The following is a 19,417-nucleotide window of genomic DNA, read 5'->3' on the forward strand; positions in this document are numbered from 1 at the left end:
CTGTCGTTTCTTTTGATGCCGGACCGGTCTAGCGACCGCCCGCTGGATGCTCACTTCGCTGACGCCGACTTCGCGTGCGGGGCGCACTATCGCCGCCCCGGTATCGTCAGGCAAGGGCAGCGTTCTGCCACGCAGACCCGCATTTTCCGCACGATATCGCCCGGAATTACCACCTGATCGACGTCGCTTCAGGCGTTGACCTTGCCGTGTCCGCCAAGATAGGCGGCGGCGATGGCTTCGTTGCCCCACAATTCGTCGGGCTTGCCGCCCAGCACGATCCGCCCGGTTTCCAGCACGAAGCCGTGGTCGGCGACCGAAAGCCCCATCCGCGCATTCTGCTCGACCAGCAGGACCGTGGTGTCCTTCCTGATCTGCGAGATGATCCGGAACACCGCCTGCACGATGACCGGCGCGAGGCCCAGCGACGGCTCGTCGAGCAGCAACAGCCGCGGCTTCGCCATCAGGCCGCGCGCGACCGCGACCATCTGCAACTGGCCGCCGGACAAGGTCCAGCCCAGCGCATTGGAGAAGGCGCGGATGTCCGGAAACAGGTCGAACATCGCGTCCGCCTCGCGCGACAATTGCGACGTCGCGACCTTGCGGTTCGACGCGCCGAGCATGATGTTTTCCTTCACCGTCAGGCCCGGGAATACCCGCCGTCCTTCCGGCACATGCGAGATGCCCATGCGGACAATCGTTTCCGGTCCGAGGCCGGCGATCGACTTGCCGTCGAACAGGATGTCGCCGGAGGCGGGCTTGGCGAGACCCGAAATCGCGCGCAGCGTGGTCGACTTGCCGGCGCCGTTGGCGCCGAGCAGGGTCACCACCTGCCCCTCGTCGACATTGATGGAGATGCCGCGCAGCGCTTCGATTTCGCCGTAGCGGACAACGAGATCGCGGATTTCGAGCAGCGCCATTATTCGGTTCCGAGATAGGCGGAGACGACGTCGGGATGGCGCAGCACCGCCATGGATTCGCCGTCCGCAATGCGGCGTCCGAAATTGAGCACGGTGATGTGCTGTGCCGCTTCGGAAACCAGCGTCATGTCGTGATCGATGATCAGGATGGTCAGGCCCTGCGCTGCGATCCGTTTCAGCAGTTCATGCAGTTCGAGCTTTTCGGTCGAATTGAGACCGGCCGCGGGTTCATCGAGCAGCAGCAGGGTCGGATTGGCGGCAAGCGCACGCGCAATCTCGATCAGCCGCTGATGGCCGTAGGAAAAGCTCGATATCAACTGGTTGGCGCGGCTGCCGAGACCGACAAAGGTCAACGCCTCCATCGCCCGTTCGGTCAGCGCGGCGTCGCCGCCCTGCCCGATCATGGTATTGCCCGGCCGCTCGGCGCCGATCTCGACATTCTCCAGCGCCGTCATCGTGCGGAACAGGCGAATGTTCTGGAACGTCCGGCCGAGGCCGGCGGCCGTGCGCTGATGCGGCGGCATGGTGGTGATATCGGTGCCGTCGAGCACGATCCTGCCCGCGGTCGCCTTGTAGAGGCCGGACAGCACGTTGAGCGTCGTGGTCTTGCCGGAGCCGTTCGGTCCGATCAGGGCGTGAACCCCGCCGCGCCTCACCTGGATATCGACGCCATCGACCGCCTTGAGGCCGCCGAAGTATTTCGAGAGCCCGGTGACTTCGAGCACGATGTCGCCACCCACCGTTGCCGGTTTCAGTTGCAACGCCGCCGCAGCCGGCGGCGCCTTGGTCTGCGCCCGCCAACGCTCGAAGGCGGTTGCGAAAAAGCCCCAGATGCCGTCAGGCATGAAGCGGATGATCAGAATGACGGCGAGTCCGTAGATCGCAAGATACAATCCGGGAACGCTCTTGAGGAACCGCAGCCACTCTGGGATCAGGATCAAGAGACCCGTGCCGATGGCCGAACCGATCGGCGACGCCACGCCGCCGAGCAAGGACATGGTGAGGAACACCACCGACTCGGCAAACGAGAACTGGTCCGGACTGATATAGGCAAAACCGCCGGCAAAAAGACCGCCGCCCAATCCGCCCAGAACGGCACTCAGGGCAAAAGCGGAAACCTTGGTGCGAAACACGTCGACACCGATGACGCCGGCCGCGAGTTCGTTGTCGCGCACCGCGCGCATCGCCCGCCCGAGCCGGGTATCCGGCAGGTGCCAGACCGCGTAGCCGACGATCGCCAGCACCGCGACGCAGAACGCGAGATAGGCTTGCGCCGACTGAAACAGATCGGGCCGGCCGATGCGCGAGACGCCGTCCGGACCGCGGGTGAGCCAGATCGCATTGATCATGATCAGCGTGACGATCTGCTGGAACGAGATCGTCACCATCGCGAGGTAATGCCCGCCGAGCCGCAGCGTCGACATGCCCAACACCGCACCTGCCACCAGCGCCACCAGGCATCCCGCCACCAGGCAGAGCCAGTAGCTGATGTGGTAGTCCGAGGTTCCGATACCGACGGCGTAGGCGCCAAAGCCGAAGAATGCGGCTTGCGCGAGATTGATCTGCCCGCACAGGCCGAGCACGACCGAGAGGCCGAACACCGCGATCGCAAACGTCGTTGCCTGCATCAGGATGTTGTGGACGTAGCCGTCGAACTGAATCGTGGCGGCAAGCGCCACCGCGACGGCCGCGCCGATGAAATACGGCAAGTGCCGCAACAGCAGCGGCTTCGAACGCGGCACGGACGCGGCGATCGGCATATTTTCGGAAGGCGCGCTCATGCTTTCTCCGCGACACGTTCGCCGAAAATGCCCTGCGGCCGGATGATCAGGAACAGCACCAGCGCCAGGAACGCGAAGGCGTCCTTGTAGGGCACCGAGATATAGGCGGCGCCGAAGGTCTCGATGATGCCGAGCGACAGTCCGCCGATGATGGCGCCGGCGACGTCACCGAAGCCGCCGATGATGGTGGCGGCAAAGGCCTTGAGCGCGATCGTCGAGCCCATCTGGATCGAGACGAACAGCACGGGTGCCACGAGGATGCCGGCAAGGCCGCCGAGCACGGCCGAATAGATGAAGGTGATCATGATCATGGCGGAGACGGAAATGCCGAGCAGCGAGGCCATCTCCTTGTCCTGCGACGTCGCCTGCAGCTTTTTGCCAAGCAAGGTCTTCTCGAAGAACCAGTAATTGAAGATCACGAGCGCGACCGTCACGGCGATGATCAGGAGATACTGGCTGTCGAGATAGACCGGCCCGAGCTGAATGCCAGGTGTTTCGAACCAGCCCTGCAGCACCTGCGGCTGCGGGCCGTAGATCGCAAGCACGGAGTTGGCCATCAGGATCGAGGCGCCGATGGTCGCGATGATGACGGGCAAAAAGCTGCGATGGCGCAGCGGGTAATAGACCCCGAGATTGAAGATAACCCCGAGCAGCGCCATGCCGGCCAGCGCGATCAGGAACGACAGCCAGTAGGGCCAGCCAAGATCGACGGCGAACACCACCATCAGATAGGCGGCGACCATCGAGAACTCGCCTTGCGCGAAGTTCACCACGTTGGTGGCGCGGAAGATCAGGACGATGCCGAGCGCGACCAGCGCATAGACGGCGCCGATGCCGATGCCGGTAAAGAGCAGTTGAAGGACGAGATCCATGACCACGCGTTCGGTAAGAGAAACAGTTCGACGAAAGGCTCGACAAAAAGGGCTCGACAAAAAGGCTTGGGCCTCCCCGGGGGAACCGGAGAGGCCAAACGCTGCGATCAGTCGTTGAACTCGATGTGCTTGTCGAACACGATGTTGCCCTTGTCGTTCTTCACGATGTTGTAGCCGTGAAGCCCGTCGCCGTTCTGGTCGAAATTGTATTCGCCCTCGGCACCCGGGAACTTCTTGGTGGCCAGGATCGCATCGCGGACCTTGGTCGGATCGGTGGAACCGGCCTTGTTGATCGCGGCGGCGAGCACGGACACCGCGTCATAGGGCCAGGAGCTCTGGTTGTCGGGCGCAACCTTGACGGCGTCGCGATAGAGCTTGCCGAAGGCCTTCGATCCCTCGCTGGAATCCTCGGCGTAGTCGGCCACGCCATAGGTGTTGTACAGCGCGGGGCCTGCCAGCTTCAGCGCCGTGATGTTCACGATCGAGGGCGAACCGACCCAGGGAATATTGACGCCGAGCTGGCGCAGCTGCCGGGCAAAGATGCCGAGATCGTTTTCGAAGGTGAAGTAGGAGCCGAGAATGTCGGCGCCGGACTGCTTGATCGCGAGCACGACCGGGGTGAAGTCCTGGCTCTGGTTGGCGTAGCCCTGATCCAGAACCGGGGGTGCGCCGAGCTTTTCCAGCGCTGATGTCAGCGCCTTGCCGCCGGCGGTGCCGAACGCGTCGGTCGAATGCAGCACGGCCCACTTCTTCTTAGCCAGCGTGTTGACGCCGTAATCGGCAATCACACGGCCTGAATAGCTGTCATTCGGGCGAAAACGGAACAGCCACTGATTGCCCATGTGGGTCAGGTTCGGATCGGTGCCGCCGATCATCACCGGCTTGCCGAGCTTGATGACGTCGGGCGCCATGGCGTGAACCTGGGTCGAACGGATCGAACCGAGGAAGGCGACGATGTCGGGCTGGGCTGCCAGCTTGGAGAACGCCAGCACGATGCCGGGATTGGTGGTCTGGTCGTCTTCGACGATCAGTTCGAGCTGTTTGCCGAGAACGCCGCCGGCCTTGTTGACGGCTTCGAGCGCGAGCTTGGCACCCTTGATGGCATATCCGCCGGATTCAGCGGCCGGGCCGGTCACCGGCGCGCACATGCCGATCTTGATGGTGGCGCCCTGCGCCCGTGCGCTCGTCAAAATGTGGGGTGCAGCAATGCCGACAGCAATGCCGGCCGCGAAATCGCGTCTCGTAAGCTTCATCCAATCCTCCCTGAGGCCGGGCTTCATCGTCGGCCTTTCTTGGTTTTGGCAGTCCTCACCGGACGCTAACCGGGTGCGTACTTACGGATTCTCGCGTCCCGAGTAAATTGATATCGCGGTGAGTACGACTAACGGCCGAGTTCCGTCGCTGAATGCGGCTATCAAAGATGATTAACGCCGCCCGAGCCCGGCTATTCCCCTGATTTCTCCACGGTGGCAGCGACTTTTACTGCTCAAAGACAATGCAGCCGGACAAGCTATGCATCCCGGAGCCCAGCATCATGCAAATTTGTCTTCACTCTTCTTCCTCGCCGCGCCCCTCGCCCGCCACTTCCATCTCCGCAAGGCTGCGCTCCAGCACGCCCAGCATGTCCTGCAATTCCGCAAGTTTGCGGGCGCCAAACCGGCTGGTGATTTCGGCATAGATCGCTTCGGAATTCGGCGCCACCGCCTCGATCAGTTTCAGTCCCTTCGGCGAGATCGACACCACGCCACGGCGCAGGTCGGCCTTCGCAGTGCGGCGCTCGATCAGATGCCGCGCTTCGAGGTCGCGCAGGATCCGCGACAGGCTCGGCCCCAACAGGAACGCTGTGCGCGCGAGTTCGGTGACCTCGATGGTTTCCACCGCCGTCAAGGCACGCAGGATCCGCCATTGCTGTTCGGTCAAGCCGTGGTTGCGCAGCGACGGCCGGAACTGCCGCATCACGGCTTCGCGCGCGCGCAGCAACGACATCGGCAGCGACCGGGAGAATTCCCGCATCGGTGCGCGACGGCCCTCCGCCGCTTCGGGCGAATTCGAACGCGATCCGTTCCGCGATTTCTTGTCGGCCATCGCTAGTCGTCCATCATCGGGAATCGTTGATCGAGAGAGAAAAAGTTTTGCGGTGCAGCAAGCATCAAATCAGTTTGCCCGGATACCCTTAACATGTTAATCAAATTCCAGCACCCCTTTTTGCCGAACGCACGGCGGACGCACATGGCCCTTTCCAGAGACGAAATCCGCAGCGCCGCCGAACGGCTCGACAATGCCGAAAAGACCCGCCAGCAGATCCGCCAGATTTCGCTCGAACACCCCGGCATAACGATCGAGGATTCCTACGCGATTCAGAAGGCGTGGGTCGACATGAAGATTGCCCAGGGCCGGACCGTCAAGGGCCACAAGATCGGCCTGACCTCGAAGGCGATGCAGAGCGCGCTCAATATCGACGAGCCGGATTCCGGCATCCTGCTCGACGACATGTTCTTTGCCGATGGCGGGCTGGTACCGACCGAACGCTTTATCGCCACCCGCGTCGAGGCCGAACTGGCGTTCGTGATGAAGTCGCGGTTGTCCGGGCCCGGCTGCACGATGTTCGACGTCCTCAACGCCGCCGACTTCGTGGTGCCGGCGCTGGAAATCCTCGACACAAGGGTCGAGCGGGTCGATCCGCAGACCAAGGCCACCCGAAAGATCTTCGATACCATCGCCGACAATGCAGCCAATGCCGGCATCGTGCTTGGCGGCCGCCCAATCCGCCCCATGGATGCCGACCTGCGCTGGATCGGCGCACTGTGCTATCGCAACGGCCAGTTGGAAGAAACCGGGCTGGCGGCCGGCGTGCTCAATCATCCGGCAACGGCCGTGGCGTGGCTCGCCAACAAGATCGCGCCCAATGGATTGGCGCTGGAAGCCGGCCAAGTGGTGCTGGCGGGGTCGTTCATCCGCCCGATCGAGACCCGCAAGGGCGACACCATCCAGGCCGACTATGGCGCCTACGGCTCGGTGAGCTGCTACTTCGCCTGACGCCCAGACAATCACGGGAGCAACCCCAACATGCCGCACTTCACGATCGAATATTCAGCCAATCTCGATGGCCGCGTCGACATGGGCGCGGTGGTGGAACTGGTTCGCAAGGAAGCGGTTGCGACCGGGATCTTCCCGCTCGGCGGCATCCGGGTCCGCGCCATCAGATGCGAGCACTACGCGATCGCCGACGGCGCCCGGAATTTCGGCTTTCTCGACATGGTGCTGCGGCTCGGCGAGGGTCGCGACCTCGCCACCCGGCAAAAGGCCGGCGAACATATTTTCAAGGCCTTGTCGGCCTATCTTGATCCGGTGTTTGCGAACGGCAAGTTCGCGCTGTCGTTCGACATGCAGATCAACGACAAGGAAACCAGCTGGAAACGCAACAACATCCACGAAGCTCTGAAAGTGGAGACGGCCCATGGATAAAGTGACACCGAAGGTCGCCTTCAAGGCCAACCGTGACCGCGTCGGCCCTCTGCTCGCCAAGTTGAAGGCCGAGGGCATCAACCACATGATCGACGGCAAGAGCGTGCCGTCGGTCTCCGGCCAGACTTTTGAGACCAAATCCCCGGTCGATGGCACCACCGCGCTGGCGTCCGTCGCCCGCGGCAACGCCGAAGACATCGACCGCGCCGCAACCGCCGCCAGCCGCGCCTTCAAGTCCTGGCGCGACATGCCCGCGACCGCGCGCAAGAAATTGCTGCACCGCGTCGCCGATGCCATCGAGGACAATGCCGACGACATCGCGGTGCTCGAATGCATCGACACCGGCCAGGCCCACCGCTTCATGGCCAAGGCCGCGATCCGGGCCGCCGAGAATTTTCGCTTCTTCGCCGACAAATGCGCCGACGCCCGCGACGGCCTCAGCACGCCGAGCGACGGGCACTGGAACATTTCGACCCGGGTGCCGATCGGCCCGGTCGGCGTGATCACGCCGTGGAACACGCCGTTCATGCTGTCGACCTGGAAGATCGCCCCGGCGCTCGCCGCCGGCTGCACCGTCGTCCACAAGCCGGCCGAATGGTCGCCGGTGACCGCGGACCTGCTGACAAAGCTCGCCAGGCAGGCCGGCCTTCCCGACGGCGTGCTCAACACCGTACACGGCTTCGGCGAGGAAGCCGGCAAGGCCTTGACCGAACATCCCGCCATCAAGGCCATCGGCTTCGTCGGCGAGAGCGCGACCGGGTCCGCCATCATGGCGCAGGGCGCGCCGACCTTGAAGCGCGTGCATTTCGAGCTCGGCGGCAAGAATCCCGTCATCGTGTTCGACGACGCCGATCTCGATCGTGCGCTCGATGCGGTCGTTTTCATGATCTACTCGCTGAACGGCGAGCGCTGCACGTCATCCAGCCGATTGCTGGTCCAGCAGGGCATCGCCGAAAAGTTCATCGAAAAGCTCACCGCCCGCGTCAAGGCACTGAAGGTCGGGCATCCGCTGGATCCCGCCACCGAAATCGGACCGCTGATCCACGAGCGGCACCTGGCCAAGGTCTGCAGCTATTTCGACGTCGCCCGCCAGGACGGCGCCACCATCGCCGTCGGCGGCAAGCCGCATGACGGCCCAGGTGGCGGGCACTACGTGCAGCCGACCCTCGTCACCGGCGCACATGCCAACATGCGGGTCGCGCAGGAGGAAGTGTTCGGCCCGTTCCTGACCGTGATCCCGTTCAAGGACGAGAACGACGCGATTGAGATCGCCAACGGCGTGCAATACGGCCTCACCGGCTACGTCTGGACCGGCGACATGGGCCGCGCGCTGCGCGTCGCCGACGCGCTGGAAGCCGGCATGATCTGGCTCAATTCGGAAAACGTCCGCCACCTGCCGACGCCGTTCGGCGGCATGAAGTCGTCAGGCATCGGCCGCGACGGCGGCGACTACTCGTTCGACTTCTACATGGAAACCAAACACGTCTCGCTGGCGCGCGGCACGCACAAGATTCAGAAACTGGGGTTGTAAACGCCGTCGTTCCGGGGCGATGCGAAGCATCGAACCCGGAACCTCGAGATTCCGGGTTCGTGCTTCGCACGCCCCGGAATGACGAAGCCAACAAGGACACCGCATGCCCGTTCCGCAACACATCTTCGATCCGCCCTTCAACATCATCCGCTCGAGCCATGCCGTGCTCGACGTGGTCGATCTGGACAAGAGCCGGGCGTTCTACGAGACCACCGTCGGCCTCCATGTCGAGGATCGCGACGACAAGGCGGTGTACCTGCGCGGCAGCGAGGAACATCAGCATCACTCGCTGGTGCTGCGCAAGGCGCCGGTCGCGGCCTGCAACCGCCTCGGCTTCAAGGTCGGCAGCGACGGCGATCTCGACAAGGCCGCCAGTTTCTTTTCCGAGAACGGCATCACCTACGCCTTCACCGAGCAGCCGTTCCAGGGCCGCACGCTGCAGTTCACCGATCCCTTGGGCTTCCAGCTCGAACTCTATGCGGCGATGGAGAAGCGCCCGCATCTGCTGCGGCGCTACGACCTCTACAAGGGCTGCCACCCGCAGCGGCTCGACCATTTCAACGTGTTCTCGCCTGAAGTGCAGAACACCGTCGACTTCTACGCCCGGCTCGGCTTCCGGCTCACCGAATATGGCGAGGAAGACGGGCCGAACGGGCGCATCGCCGCCGCCTGGATGCACCGCAAGGGCAATGTGCACGACTTCGCCATCACCAACGGCAAGGGCCCTCGCCTGCACCACTTTGCCTATTGGGTGCCGACGGCGATGAACATCCTGCATCTCTGCGACGTCATGGCCTCCAGCGGTTTTCTGAAGAACATCGAGCGCGGTCCCGGCCGCCACGGCATCTCGAACGCGTTCTTTCTTTATATCAGGGATCCCGACGGCCATCGCCTCGAGCTCTACACCAGCGATTACTTCACCGGCGATCACGACCACGAGCCGCTGCGCTGGTCGCTGAAGGACCCGCGCCGGCAGACGCTGTGGGGCGCACCGGCGCCACGCTCCTGGTTCGAGGAGGGCTCGCCCTTCACGGGACAGACGGTGCGCGAGCCGGCGTTTGTCGCCGACGTTACGATTGCGGATTGAGCGAGAGGATCAATGACCTCACCCCCTCTCGCGACATATTCGATCGGCGGCGTCACGCACTACGGCGCCGTGACCGACGCCGGCATCGTCGATCTCTCCCCGCGTTTCGGGAAAGACTATCCGACGCTGCGCGAAGCCATCGCGGCCGGTGCGCTGATGAAGCTCGCCGACGACGCGGCGCGCCGTTCGCCCGACCACGCGCTCGATGCGATCGCCTGGCAGCCGCCGATCCCCGCGCCGGAAAAGATCATCTGCATCGGCGTGAACTATCCGGACCGCAACGCCGAGTACAAGGACGGCCAGGACGCGCCAAAGTATCCGAGCATGTTCATGCGCACGCCGCGCTCCTTTGTCGGCCACAATGCGCCGCTGGTCCGCCCCCGCGCCTCGCCGCAGCTCGATTACGAGGGCGAACTGGTGATCGTGATCGGCAAGGCCGGCCGGCACATCAAGGAGAGCGCCGCGCTGGATCACATCGCCGCCATCACACTCTGCAACGAAGGCACCATCCGCGACTGGGTGCGGCACGCCAAGTTCAACGTCACCCAAGGCAAGAATTTCGATTCCACCGGCAGCCTTGGGCCCTGGCTGGTGCCTTATACCAACGAAGCGCAGATCGCGGACATTCACCTGACCACCAAGGTCAATGGCGAGCCCCGGCAGGACGACCGCACCGGACGGCTGATCTTCGGCTTCCGCTACCTCCTCAGCTATATCTCGACCTTCACCACGCTGGTGCCCGGCGACGTCATCGTGACGGGCACGCCGACCGGGGCCGGCGCGCGGTTCGATCCACCGCGTTACCTCAAGCCCGGCGACGTCATCGAAGTCGAAGCCGAAGGCGTCGGTGTGTTACGCAATGGCGTGGTCGACGAAGCCCAGTAAATCCCGTGAGCGATTGGACAGTACAATGACTTCAACTTCCGGCGGCGAAGCAATCGTCAATGGCCTCGTCGCGCATGGCGTCGACACCGTGTTCGGCCTGCCCGGCGCGCAGATCTACGGCCTGTTCGACGCCTTCCATCAGGCGCAGCTCAAGGTGATCGGCGCCCGTCACGAGCAGGCCTGCGGTTACATGGCCTATGGCTACGCCCGATCCACCGGCCGCCCCGGCGTGTTCAGCGTGGTGCCCGGCCCCGGCGTGCTCAATGCCGGCGCGGCGCTCCTGACCGCGTTCGGATCGAACGAGCCGGTGCTGTGCCTGACCGGCCAGGTGCCGACGCAATTTCTCGGCAAGGGCCGCGGCCATCTGCACGAAATGCCGGACCAATTGGCGACGCTGAAGACTTTTGTGAAATGGGCCGACCGCATCGAATATCCGGATGCCGCGCCCGCGATGGTCTCCCGCGCGTTTCAGGAGATGCTGTCGGGGCGGCGCGGTCCGGTGTCGCTGGAAATGCCGTGGGACGTGTTCACCCAGCGCGCGGAAGTCGGCGCGGCAAAGCCGTTCGATCTGTTCGCGGCGCCAATGCCCGATCCCGACCGGATCAAGGCCGCGGCGGCGCTCGTCAAGGGCAGCAAGGCGCCGATGATCTTTGTCGGCAGCGGCGCCATCCATGCTGCTGAGGAAATCCTCGAACTCGCCGAGATGATCGACGCGCCTGTCGTGGCGTTCCGCAGCGGCCGCGGCATCGTCTCCAATGCCCATGAACTCGGGCTGACCATGGCGGCAGCCTACAAGCTATGGCCGCACACCGACCTGATGATCGGCATCGGCACCCGGCTGGAACTGCCGACGATGTCGCGCTGGCCCTATCGCCCCGACGGCCTGAAATCGATCCGGATCGACATCGATGCGGTCGAGATGCGGCGCTTCACGCCGGATTGCGCCGTGATCGCCGATGCCAGGGCCGGCACCGCCGACCTCGCCGCCGCCGTGAAGAAGGCCGGCTACAGCAAGAGCAGCGGCCGGCGTGTCGCGATCCGTGAGGCGACGGCTGCCTCGCATCAGGAGATCCAGAAGATCCAGCCGCAGATGGCGTATCTGAACATCCTGCGCGAGGTGCTGCCGGCCAACGCGATCGTCACCGATGAGCTGTCGCAGGTCGGCTTTGCCTCCTGGTACGGCTTTCCAATCTATGAGCCGCGCACCTTCATCACCTCGGGCTATCAGGGCACGCTCGGCTCCGGCTTCCCGACCGCGCTCGGTGCCAAGGTCGCCAATCCGGATCGGCCCGTGGTCGCGATCACCGGCGATGGCGGCTTCATGTTCGCGGTGCAGGAACTGGCGACCGCCGTGCAGTTTGGGATCGGCGTGGTGACCCTGATCTTCAACAACAACGCCTATGGCAATGTGCGCCGCGACCAGGTGCAGCGCTTCGAAGGCCGCGTGGTCGCCTCCGACCTCGTCAATCCGGATTTCGTCAAGCTCGCGGAATCCTTCGGCGTCGGCGCCGCGCGCGTCACCTCACCCGATCATTTCCGTCCCGCATTGGAGAAGGCACTCGCCGACGGCGGGCCTTACGTGATTGCCATCGAGGTGCCGACGGATTCGGAAGTTTCACCGTGGGCGTTCATTCACCCGGCGAAGAACAACTAGAGCGTCGCCGCCAACTTGATGGAAAGGCACGCCTCCTTCCTTCTCCCATCGAAGTCGGATCTATCCGACTTCGACAATATAATGATAATGTCCATCTCGGGTAAACCCGAGTTGGGGTGAGAGAAGGAAGGGTCAATCACCGCGCTTTGCGGAACGTGAGATTGATGCGCTGGCGACCCATCACGGCGTGGTCGCCGTCGGCGAGCGGGGCGACGCCGTGAAAGAACAGCCGCGACGGCCCGCCCCATACCACGACGTCGCCGTGCTCCAGCCGGTAGCGCTGCGGCTTGTCGGCGCGCTTGGGGCCGCCGAACAGGAAGGTCGCGGGCAATCCCAGCGACACCGATACGATCGGCGCGCCGAAATCGATTTCGTTCCGGTCCTGATGCAGCGACATCCGCGCGCCCGGCGCGTAGCGGTTGATCAGGCAGGCATCGGGCGAAAAGCCCTCGAAGCCGCCGTCGCTCGCCGCCATCTCGGCCAGCGCGCGAAATACCGGCGGCATCGCTAGCCAGGGCTGGCCGGAGACGGGATCGACGCCGTCATAGCGATAGCCGCTATGGTCGGTGACCCAGCCGGCATTGCCGCAATTGGTCATCGCCACCGACATCTGGTGGCCGCCGGGCGTGAACATGCGCCGGAACGGCGCCTGCGTGACGATCTCGCGCAAGCTCGCGATCAATTCGCTCTCATGGGGCTTTACGAATCCGCGCAGCAGCACCGCGCCATCCGCCATCGCTTCGCGCGGCGGGCGTACATCGGGAACGGCTTCGAACAAATCCGCAGTCAATGCAGAACACACTCACTTTGCATCGTGAAAGATCACGCCGACGGTATGACGATGGCCGGAGCGGATCCGGCTGACGCCATGGCGCAGATTAACGCGGTAGAACCCGCGCGTCCCCTGTACCGGCCGGTGATGCACAGCAAAGGCCACCGCATCGCCCTGCGCCAGCGGAACCACTTCGGGCCGCGACTGCATCCGCGGCCGCTGCTCGGTCAACACGAACTCGCCGCGGCAAAATCGCGGCCGGGTTCCGAGAGCAGGATCGCGACCTGAAGCGGGAACACATGCTCGCCGTAGAGGTCCTGATGCAGGCAATTGTAGTCGCCGGCGCCATATTGCAGCAGCAGCGGCATTGGCCGGGTCTGACCGGCATCATGGCAGCGCTTCAGGAACGCCTCATGGCGATCGGGGTAGCGGATGTCGATCCCCATGGTCTCGTTCCAGCGATTGGCGACGCCGCATAGCCGCGCGTAGAGCGCTGGCCGCAATTGTCCGATCAGGTCGGGCAGCGGGTAGTTGAAATACTTGTATTCGCCGCGGCCAAAGCCGTGCCGGCCCATCACGATCCGGCTGCGGAAGTTTGTGTCGTCGGGATAGAGCGCCGTGATGGCGGCGCACTCATCCGGCGACAACAGTCCCTTCAGGACGGCGCAGCCCTGCGCGTCGAGGTCGGTGGTGGCCTGGGTCCAATCGATGGCATCGATGCGGGCGGCGATATCGGCGGCGGGGCGATCGATGGCTTTTGCGGTTGCTTTCATGGGCGGCAGTCTCGCAAACCGGGCCGGCGAGCGCCACCCGATTTCCGGTAAACTACCTCGTCGTCCCCGCGAACGCGGGGACCCATACGCCGCGGCAGTTGTTGTGCGATTGGTCTCAGCTACCGCGCGTTATCGACAAATCACGCGGTATGGGTCCCGGCGCGCGCTTCGCTTGGCCGGGACGACAATCACCCCAGCACCGGCAGCGCAATCACATCATAGCCGTGGCTGATGTTCCGCTTCAGTACCGGATCCTCCAGTTCGAACTCGAACCGGCTCGCCGGGCGGATGCCGCCCTTGGCCGCAAAGGTTCCGCCGAACATCGCGCAGCCGTCGGGCAGGCCCTTGCCGCCAAAACCGCGCGCGATCAGATCTGTCACCGGCAGCATGCCGTCGAGCGTGCCTTCCTGGTAGAGCACCCGCGCGCCATCGATAACGGCCCAGGAGCGCAGGATCATCTGGTCCCAGTGACCGATGACGTCTTCCAGTTCCCACAGCACCGGGGCAACCGGCTTGTCGCACATCTGCTTGGAGACGGTGACGCTGTAGGCTTCGACCTTGCGGTCGGTATGGTCGGAGCCGCAGCCGACGAAGGTGCGACCCTGCCAGCCGATCAGCACGAACTCGACCTCGCCGGAGGAATCACCGCCGGAGACCTCGATACGATCCGCCATGGTGATCCGGCACGCCGCGACCCGATAATAAATCGGCGTCGATGCCGGGCGCGCGATGCCGATGGCTTCGAGTTCGGCGATATGCTTGTCGCGCGCGACCGGATCGCGTCCGGTCCAGCCGGCGATGACCGCCCGGTCGATCGCAAGCGTCAATGGCGTGCCGGCGCCCTTGTCTTCGATGGTGAAGGTCAGATCAAACACGGATGATGTTCTCCATTCCGGCCGCGAGTTCGAGGATGCGTCGATCCGATCCGCCCGCGGCGGCCAGCATCAGCCCGACCGGCACCTCGCCGTCGCGATGCGCCGGCAGCGAGATTGCGCAGCCGTCGAGCACGTTGATCAGGGTGCAGTTGCGCAGGGCGCGCAAGTTCTGGATCGTAAAGGCCTTGTCATCGGCGAGATCGGCGATGACAGGCGGCGTATTCGCGGTGGTCGGCAACGCCAGCGCGTCGTAAGGCGCGATGCGTTGCTCCGTCCGCGCAATAAACGACCGCCGCGCGTTGACGATATCGATATAATCGGCGGCACTGATGCCTTCGCCGCGCATGATGCGGGCCGCCACGCGGGGATCGTAGATGTCGCCCTTGCTCGTGATCAGGTAGCGATGCCAGGCATAGCTTTCCGCCGCAGCCAAGCCGCCCTTGGCATTCATCACGCCGACATCGTGGAATTCCGGTACCTCGATCCGTTCGATCAGGGCGCCCGCGCGCGACAGGGATTCCAGCGCCCGCTCGAACGTCTTCGCCACCGCCGCGTCGAGGTCGTCGAGCGCTACCGTCGTGGGCACCGCGAGCCGCATGCCCTTTACGGAGCGCGGCTGCAACGGTTGCACTTTCTCATCGGCCAGCACGGCGTCGAGTACCGCGCAGCAGGCGACGCTGCGCGCCAGCGGTCCAAAGCTGTCGAGCGAGAACGACAGCGGCACGCCGCCGTCGAGCGGCACGCGGCGTTGCGTCGGCTTGAAGCCGACAATGCCGTTGAAGGCCGCCGGGATCCGGCAGGACCCGCCGGTATCGGTGCCGAGCGCACCGTAGGCCATTTGATCGGCGATCGAGACCGCAGCACCCGAGGACGAACCTCCGGGCACATGGCCGACGCTGCGGTTCCAGGCGCTCTTCGGCGTGCCGTAATGCGGATTGATGCCGATGCCGGAATACGCGAATTCGGTCATGTTGGTGCGGCCGATCACGATGAAGCCGGCCCGGCGCAACCGCGCCACCACGGTCGCATCGGCTTCCGCGGGCGCCGAATCCTCCAGCGCGCGGGAACCGGCGCGGGTCACCTGCCCCTTGATATCGAAGAGATCCTTGATCGAGACCGGAATGCCCGCAAAGGGCGACGGCGCGGCATTTGCCTTGCGCAGCCGATCCATGGCGTCGGCGGCGGCAAGGGCTGCGTCCCTGTCGACGTGAATGAAGACACGCTGGCCCTCGCCCGCGGGGTCGGCGATTTTGGCGAGGCATTCCTCGGCCAGCTTGCGGGCGGAGGTCGCGCCGGAAACGAGATCGGCGGCCAGGGAGGCAAGTGTCGGCATGTCAGGCATCTTTATTCCATCGCTTCTGTTGGCGCTATTTGTGGTCCGGCGCGGGCGCAATGTCGAGATCGAGCAGCGCCGAACTCAGCGATTTGCCATGCGCATCGAGTGCCAGCGATCGCGTGACGCCGCCGCCGAGCGCCTGGTCCATGACAAAATTCAGCGCAGCCAGATTGGGCAGTTCATAGCGAACCACCTCGCCCGCGACAACGCCGGCGAAATGGGCTTTCACCCGCTCCGCCGTGACCTGTTCGAGCAGGACAGGATAATCCTTCGCGTCATAGGCGATGACGGAGATATTGGAGATATTGCCCTTGTCGCCGGTGCGGGAATGGGCGATCTCGCGCAGCTTCACGTCATGCCCCCACGAAACGGACTTGCGGCTTTGCCAGTTCGCGCGGCAGCAGCACCGAGGCCACTGCGACCACGTCGCGCGCCGATTTCCAGGCGCCGCCGCCGGCCGCAGGCCCATTGGTATAGAGCGTCTCGACCTCGTTGCCGATCCGAACCGCCTCGCGCAGATTTTCGGTACGGCCGCTGACTCGAACACGCACTTCATACGGTTCGTTCGCACGCGCGGAGATTTCCGACCCGTGCAGCGCATCGACGCCGACCAGTTCGAACCTCAATTCGCTCGCCGCAACCCCGTTCAGCTTCAGCCGTTCGCGGACAATCTCCAGCGCCAATCGTCCGCGCGCCAGCGCACCGGGGCCGGCATAGGAAATCTGGCCCTCGCCGATATAGCTGTCGACATAGCCGACCGAGATTTTCAGCGTATCGGTTCGCCTGGTGCCACGACCTCCACTGACGCGCACGCGATCGGGTCCGATCTCCTCGACCGTCACTTCCGAGAAATCTGCGACCACATCCGGCTGGAAATACTTTTTGGGATCGTGCACCTCGTAGAGCAGTTGCTCCTTGCAGGTCCGCGCCGTCACCGCGCCGCCGGAGCCCGCGACCTTGGTGATGACGAGGCTGCCGTCTTCGCCGACCTCGCCGATGGGGAAACCGAGCCGCGCCAGATCAGGCACATCCTTGTAGCCGGGATCGGCAAAATAGCCGCCGGTGATCTGCCCGGCGCATTCCAGCAAATGCCCGGCGACGGTGCCCTGTCCCAGTAGATTCCAGTCGTCCATCGCCCAGCCGAACGCATGAATCATCGGCGCCAGGAACAGCGCCGGATCCGAAGCTCGCCCGGTGATGACGATATCGGCACCCGCGGCAAGCGCCTTTGCCATCGGCTCGGCGCCGAGATAGGCGTTGGCCGACAGCAGCCGGTTTCCGAGCTGCTTGATAGTGCCGTCGAATTCCATGATCGGCAAATCGCCGTCCTTGCAGGCATCGAGCACGTCATCGCCGACGATGGCAGCGACCTTCAGCGCCGACAGCCCGAGCGATTTCGCGATCTCGGCGACTTTCCGCGCAGCCGCTTCCGGATTGGCCGCGCCCATATTGGTGACGATCTTGATGCCCTTGGAAGCACAGACCGGCAGCACCGCGCGCATCCGCTCTTCCAGCAGCGGATCGTAGCCACCGTCTGGATTTTTCATCCGCGCCTGCTGGGCCAGCGCCACAGTGCGTTCGCCGAGGCACTCGAACACGAGGTACTGGATGTCGCCCTTTTCGGCGAGTTCGACCGCGGGCTCGATGCGATCGCCCGAATAGCCGGCACCGGATCCTATTCGAATCGTTCGCACATCGTCTCCATCGCCGGTGCAGGCGTACGCCTCGCAACTACAAATACCCTAGCGCGGGAAATCGCTGGCATACAAGCGCTCTCGTTTGCCGGAATGCGGCCATGCGGCAGCAACGCTGGACCGTTGACGTGGAATGGTCAAATGTCGCATCAAGATCGCAACAATGGGCGCAAGCCCACATCCCACCGGGAGGAATGCCTGATATGGCTGAGCCAGCGCGCGCCAAACCAAAACCGACGCCGGAAACCCAGCATTTCTGGGACGGCACTGCGGCCGGCGAGTTGCGCCTGCAGCGCTGCGACGCCTGCGCCAATGTCTATTTCCCGCCGCGCCCGTTCTGTCCGTCCTGCGCCTCGCGCAAGGTCAGCGTGTTCAAGGCAAGCGGCAAGGGCACGCTCTACAGCTATGTCATCAACCACCGCCCCGCAGCGCCGGGCTTCACCCCGCCTTACGCGATCGCGATCGTCGAACTCGCCGAAGGCCCGCGCCTGATGAGCAACATCATCGATTGTCCGCAGACCCCGGAGGCACTCGAACTCGACATGAAGCTCGAAGTCGCGTTCGAGAAGCTCGACGACAAGATCACCCTTCCCCAGTTCCGTCCGGCGAAGGGCTAAGCACCATGCGCAGAAACGCAGTCGCCGTCGTCGGCGCCGCCGAAACCACCGAACTCGGCGTCATCCCCAACATGTCGCAGATCCAGCTCCACGCGGATGCGGCGCTCAACGCCATCGCCGACGCCGGGCTGAAGCTGTCCGACATCGACGGCATCGCCACCGCGGTCGAAACCCCGCAGCAGATCGCGCATTATCTCGGCATCACGCCGACCTGGGTCGACGGCACCTCGGTCGGCGGCTGTTCGTTCATGCTGCATGTCCGCCACGCCGCGGCGGCGATCGAGGCCGGCCTGTGCAAGACCGTGCTGATCACGCATGCCGAAAGCGGCAAGTCGATGATCGGCAAATTGCCGCGTTCGACGCCATCAGACAGCCTCAACGGCCAGTTCGAATCGCCCTACGGCGTCTACGGGCCGCCCAGCATGTTCCCGATCCCGGTGCTGCGCTACATGAAGACCCACGGCATTACCCACGAGCAGATCGCTTCGGTGGCGGTGGTGCAGCGAGAATGGGCCGCGAAGAATCCGCGCGCCACCATGAAGGACCCGATCACGGTCGCCGACGTCCTGAACTCGCGGATGATCGCCTACCCGTTCCGCATCCTGCAATGCTGCCTCGTCACCGATGGCGGCGGCGCACTGATCCTGACGTCGGCGGACCGCGCCAAGGATTTCCCGAACAAGCCGGTCTATATCCTCGGCACCGGCGAGAGCGTGGAAACGCCGATGGTCAGCCAGATGAAGACGTTCGATAGCTCGCGCGCCTTCAAGGTCGCGGGTCCCACTGCCTTCAGAGAGGCCGGCATCGCCCATAAGGACGTCGATCATCTCATGATCTATGACGCCTTTGCGCATCTGCCGCTCTACGGGCTCGGCGACCTCGGCTTCATGCCGCATGAGGAAACCGGCAAATTCATCGCCGACGGCAACACCCGCCCCGGCGGCAAGCTGCCGCTCAACACCAATGGCGGCGGCCTCAGCTACATGCATTCCGGCATGTATGGCATGTACGCGCTGCAGGAAAGCGTCCGGCAAATGCGCGGCATCGCACCCGCACAGGTCAAGGGCGCCAAGATCTCGGTCTGCCACGGCGTCGGCGGCATGTTCGCCGCGTCGGGCACGATCATTTTCACCAACGAGCGCTGATCTAGCGCGTCAG

The 19,417-nt window shown here is 64.2% G+C and carries 18 protein-coding genes and 1 pseudogene; 8 read left to right on the top strand and 11 right to left on the bottom strand.

Annotated features, from left to right (window positions below):
- Window positions 1-188: 188 nt before the first annotated feature.
- The 5 genes from BLR13_RS05730 to hpaR all read right to left on the bottom strand — a co-directional run bounded on the left by BLR13_RS05730 (window position 189) and on the right by hpaR (window position 5,655).
- Complete coding sequence (locus BLR13_RS05730; protein ID WP_074826713.1) at window positions 189-917, bottom strand: ABC transporter ATP-binding protein; 729 nt, start codon at window positions 915-917, stop codon at window positions 189-191.
- Window positions 917-2,698, bottom strand: coding sequence for a branched-chain amino acid ABC transporter ATP-binding protein/permease (locus BLR13_RS05735; protein ID WP_074826710.1), 1,782 nt, complete (start codon window positions 2,696-2,698; stop codon window positions 917-919). The genes BLR13_RS05730 and BLR13_RS05735 overlap by 1 nt, the downstream gene beginning before the upstream one ends.
- Window positions 2,695-3,570 (bottom strand): branched-chain amino acid ABC transporter permease, encoded by an 876-nt coding sequence (locus tag BLR13_RS05740; RefSeq protein WP_074826705.1) that lies wholly within the window; start codon window positions 3,568-3,570, stop codon window positions 2,695-2,697. Before BLR13_RS05740 ends, BLR13_RS05735 begins: the two co-directional genes overlap by 4 nt.
- Before the next feature lie 107 nt (window positions 3,571-3,677).
- A complete protein-coding gene (locus tag BLR13_RS05745) occupies window positions 3,678-4,823 on the bottom strand; it encodes an ABC transporter substrate-binding protein (RefSeq protein WP_074831858.1) in 1,146 nt (381 codons plus the stop codon).
- 295 nt (window positions 4,824-5,118) lie between these two features.
- On the bottom strand, window positions 5,119-5,655 hold the full coding sequence (hpaR, locus tag BLR13_RS05750) for a homoprotocatechuate degradation operon regulator HpaR (protein WP_074826702.1): 537 nt from the start codon (window positions 5,653-5,655) through the stop codon (window positions 5,119-5,121).
- Between the two features lie 144 nt (window positions 5,656-5,799).
- On the opposite strand from hpaR, the gene hpaH reads away from it, so the two are divergent.
- From hpaH to BLR13_RS05780, 6 genes are all read left to right on the top strand, one after another.
- Window positions 5,800-6,606, top strand: coding sequence for a 2-oxo-hept-4-ene-1,7-dioate hydratase (gene hpaH / locus BLR13_RS05755; protein WP_074826699.1), 807 nt, complete (start codon window positions 5,800-5,802; stop codon window positions 6,604-6,606).
- Window positions 6,607-6,636: 30 nt separating this feature from the next.
- Entirely contained in the window at window positions 6,637-7,035 is a 399-nt protein-coding gene (locus BLR13_RS05760; protein WP_074826695.1) for a 5-carboxymethyl-2-hydroxymuconate Delta-isomerase, read from the top strand.
- Window positions 7,028-8,566 (top strand): 5-carboxymethyl-2-hydroxymuconate semialdehyde dehydrogenase, encoded by a 1,539-nt coding sequence (gene hpaE, locus BLR13_RS05765; protein ID WP_074826692.1) that lies wholly within the window; start codon window positions 7,028-7,030, stop codon window positions 8,564-8,566. Before BLR13_RS05760 ends, hpaE begins: the two co-directional genes overlap by 8 nt.
- A 103-nt stretch (window positions 8,567-8,669) precedes the next feature.
- Window positions 8,670-9,653, top strand: a complete 984-nt coding sequence (hpaD, locus tag BLR13_RS05770; protein ID WP_074826690.1) for a 3,4-dihydroxyphenylacetate 2,3-dioxygenase — start codon at window positions 8,670-8,672, stop codon at window positions 9,651-9,653.
- Window positions 9,654-9,665: 12 nt separating this feature from the next.
- On the top strand, window positions 9,666-10,538 hold the full coding sequence (locus BLR13_RS05775) for a fumarylacetoacetate hydrolase family protein (RefSeq protein WP_074826687.1): 873 nt from the start codon (window positions 9,666-9,668) through the stop codon (window positions 10,536-10,538).
- 25 nt (window positions 10,539-10,563) lie between these two features.
- A complete protein-coding gene (locus BLR13_RS05780; RefSeq protein WP_074826684.1) occupies window positions 10,564-12,192 on the top strand; it encodes a thiamine pyrophosphate-dependent enzyme in 1,629 nt (542 codons plus the stop codon).
- A 136-nt stretch (window positions 12,193-12,328) separates the two neighbouring features.
- Here BLR13_RS05780 and alkB read toward each other — a convergent pair whose 3' ends face one another.
- The 6 genes and pseudogenes from alkB to BLR13_RS05810 all read right to left on the bottom strand — a co-directional run bounded on the left by alkB (window position 12,329) and on the right by BLR13_RS05810 (window position 17,642).
- The gene (gene alkB / locus BLR13_RS05785) at window positions 12,329-12,982 is read right to left on the bottom strand and encodes a DNA oxidative demethylase AlkB (protein ID WP_074826680.1); all 654 of its coding nucleotides are present in this window, start codon (window positions 12,980-12,982) and stop codon (window positions 12,329-12,331) included.
- A 12-nt stretch (window positions 12,983-12,994) separates the two neighbouring features.
- Window positions 12,995-13,737 (bottom strand): annotated as a pseudogene (locus BLR13_RS05790) (2OG-Fe(II) oxygenase).
- 188 nt (window positions 13,738-13,925) lie between these two features.
- The gene (locus BLR13_RS05795) at window positions 13,926-14,612 is read right to left on the bottom strand and encodes a DUF2848 domain-containing protein (RefSeq protein ID WP_074826678.1); all 687 of its coding nucleotides are present in this window, start codon (window positions 14,610-14,612) and stop codon (window positions 13,926-13,928) included.
- Complete coding sequence (locus BLR13_RS05800; protein ID WP_074826675.1) at window positions 14,605-15,954, bottom strand: amidase; 1,350 nt, start codon at window positions 15,952-15,954, stop codon at window positions 14,605-14,607. Before BLR13_RS05800 ends, BLR13_RS05795 begins: the two co-directional genes overlap by 8 nt.
- A gap of 25 nt (window positions 15,955-15,979) precedes the next feature.
- Window positions 15,980-16,300: an AtuA-related protein gene (locus BLR13_RS05805; protein ID WP_074826671.1), complete on the bottom strand. Its 321-nt coding sequence runs from the start codon at window positions 16,298-16,300 to the stop codon at window positions 15,980-15,982.
- Window position 16,301: 1 nt separating this feature from the next.
- Window positions 16,302-17,642 carry an acyclic terpene utilization AtuA family protein gene (locus BLR13_RS05810; RefSeq protein ID WP_074826668.1) on the bottom strand — a complete coding sequence of 447 codons (1,341 nt, stop codon included), beginning with the start codon at window positions 17,640-17,642 and terminating at the stop codon, window positions 16,302-16,304.
- A 203-nt stretch (window positions 17,643-17,845) separates the two neighbouring features.
- Between BLR13_RS05810 and BLR13_RS05815 the strand changes: the two genes are divergently transcribed.
- Both BLR13_RS05815 and BLR13_RS05820 read left to right on the top strand, forming a co-directional pair.
- A complete protein-coding gene (locus tag BLR13_RS05815; RefSeq protein ID WP_027538065.1) occupies window positions 17,846-18,259 on the top strand; it encodes a Zn-ribbon domain-containing OB-fold protein in 414 nt (137 codons plus the stop codon).
- 5 nt (window positions 18,260-18,264) lie between these two features.
- Window positions 18,265-19,404 carry a thiolase C-terminal domain-containing protein gene (locus tag BLR13_RS05820; protein ID WP_074826665.1) on the top strand — a complete coding sequence of 380 codons (1,140 nt, stop codon included), beginning with the start codon at window positions 18,265-18,267 and terminating at the stop codon, window positions 19,402-19,404.
- The last annotated feature ends 13 nt before the right edge of the window (window positions 19,405-19,417 follow it).

Origin of the sequence: Bradyrhizobium ottawaense (genome assembly GCF_900099825.1) — a bacterium.
Taxonomy (GTDB): Bacteria; Pseudomonadota; Alphaproteobacteria; order Rhizobiales; family Xanthobacteraceae; genus Bradyrhizobium; species Bradyrhizobium ottawaense_A.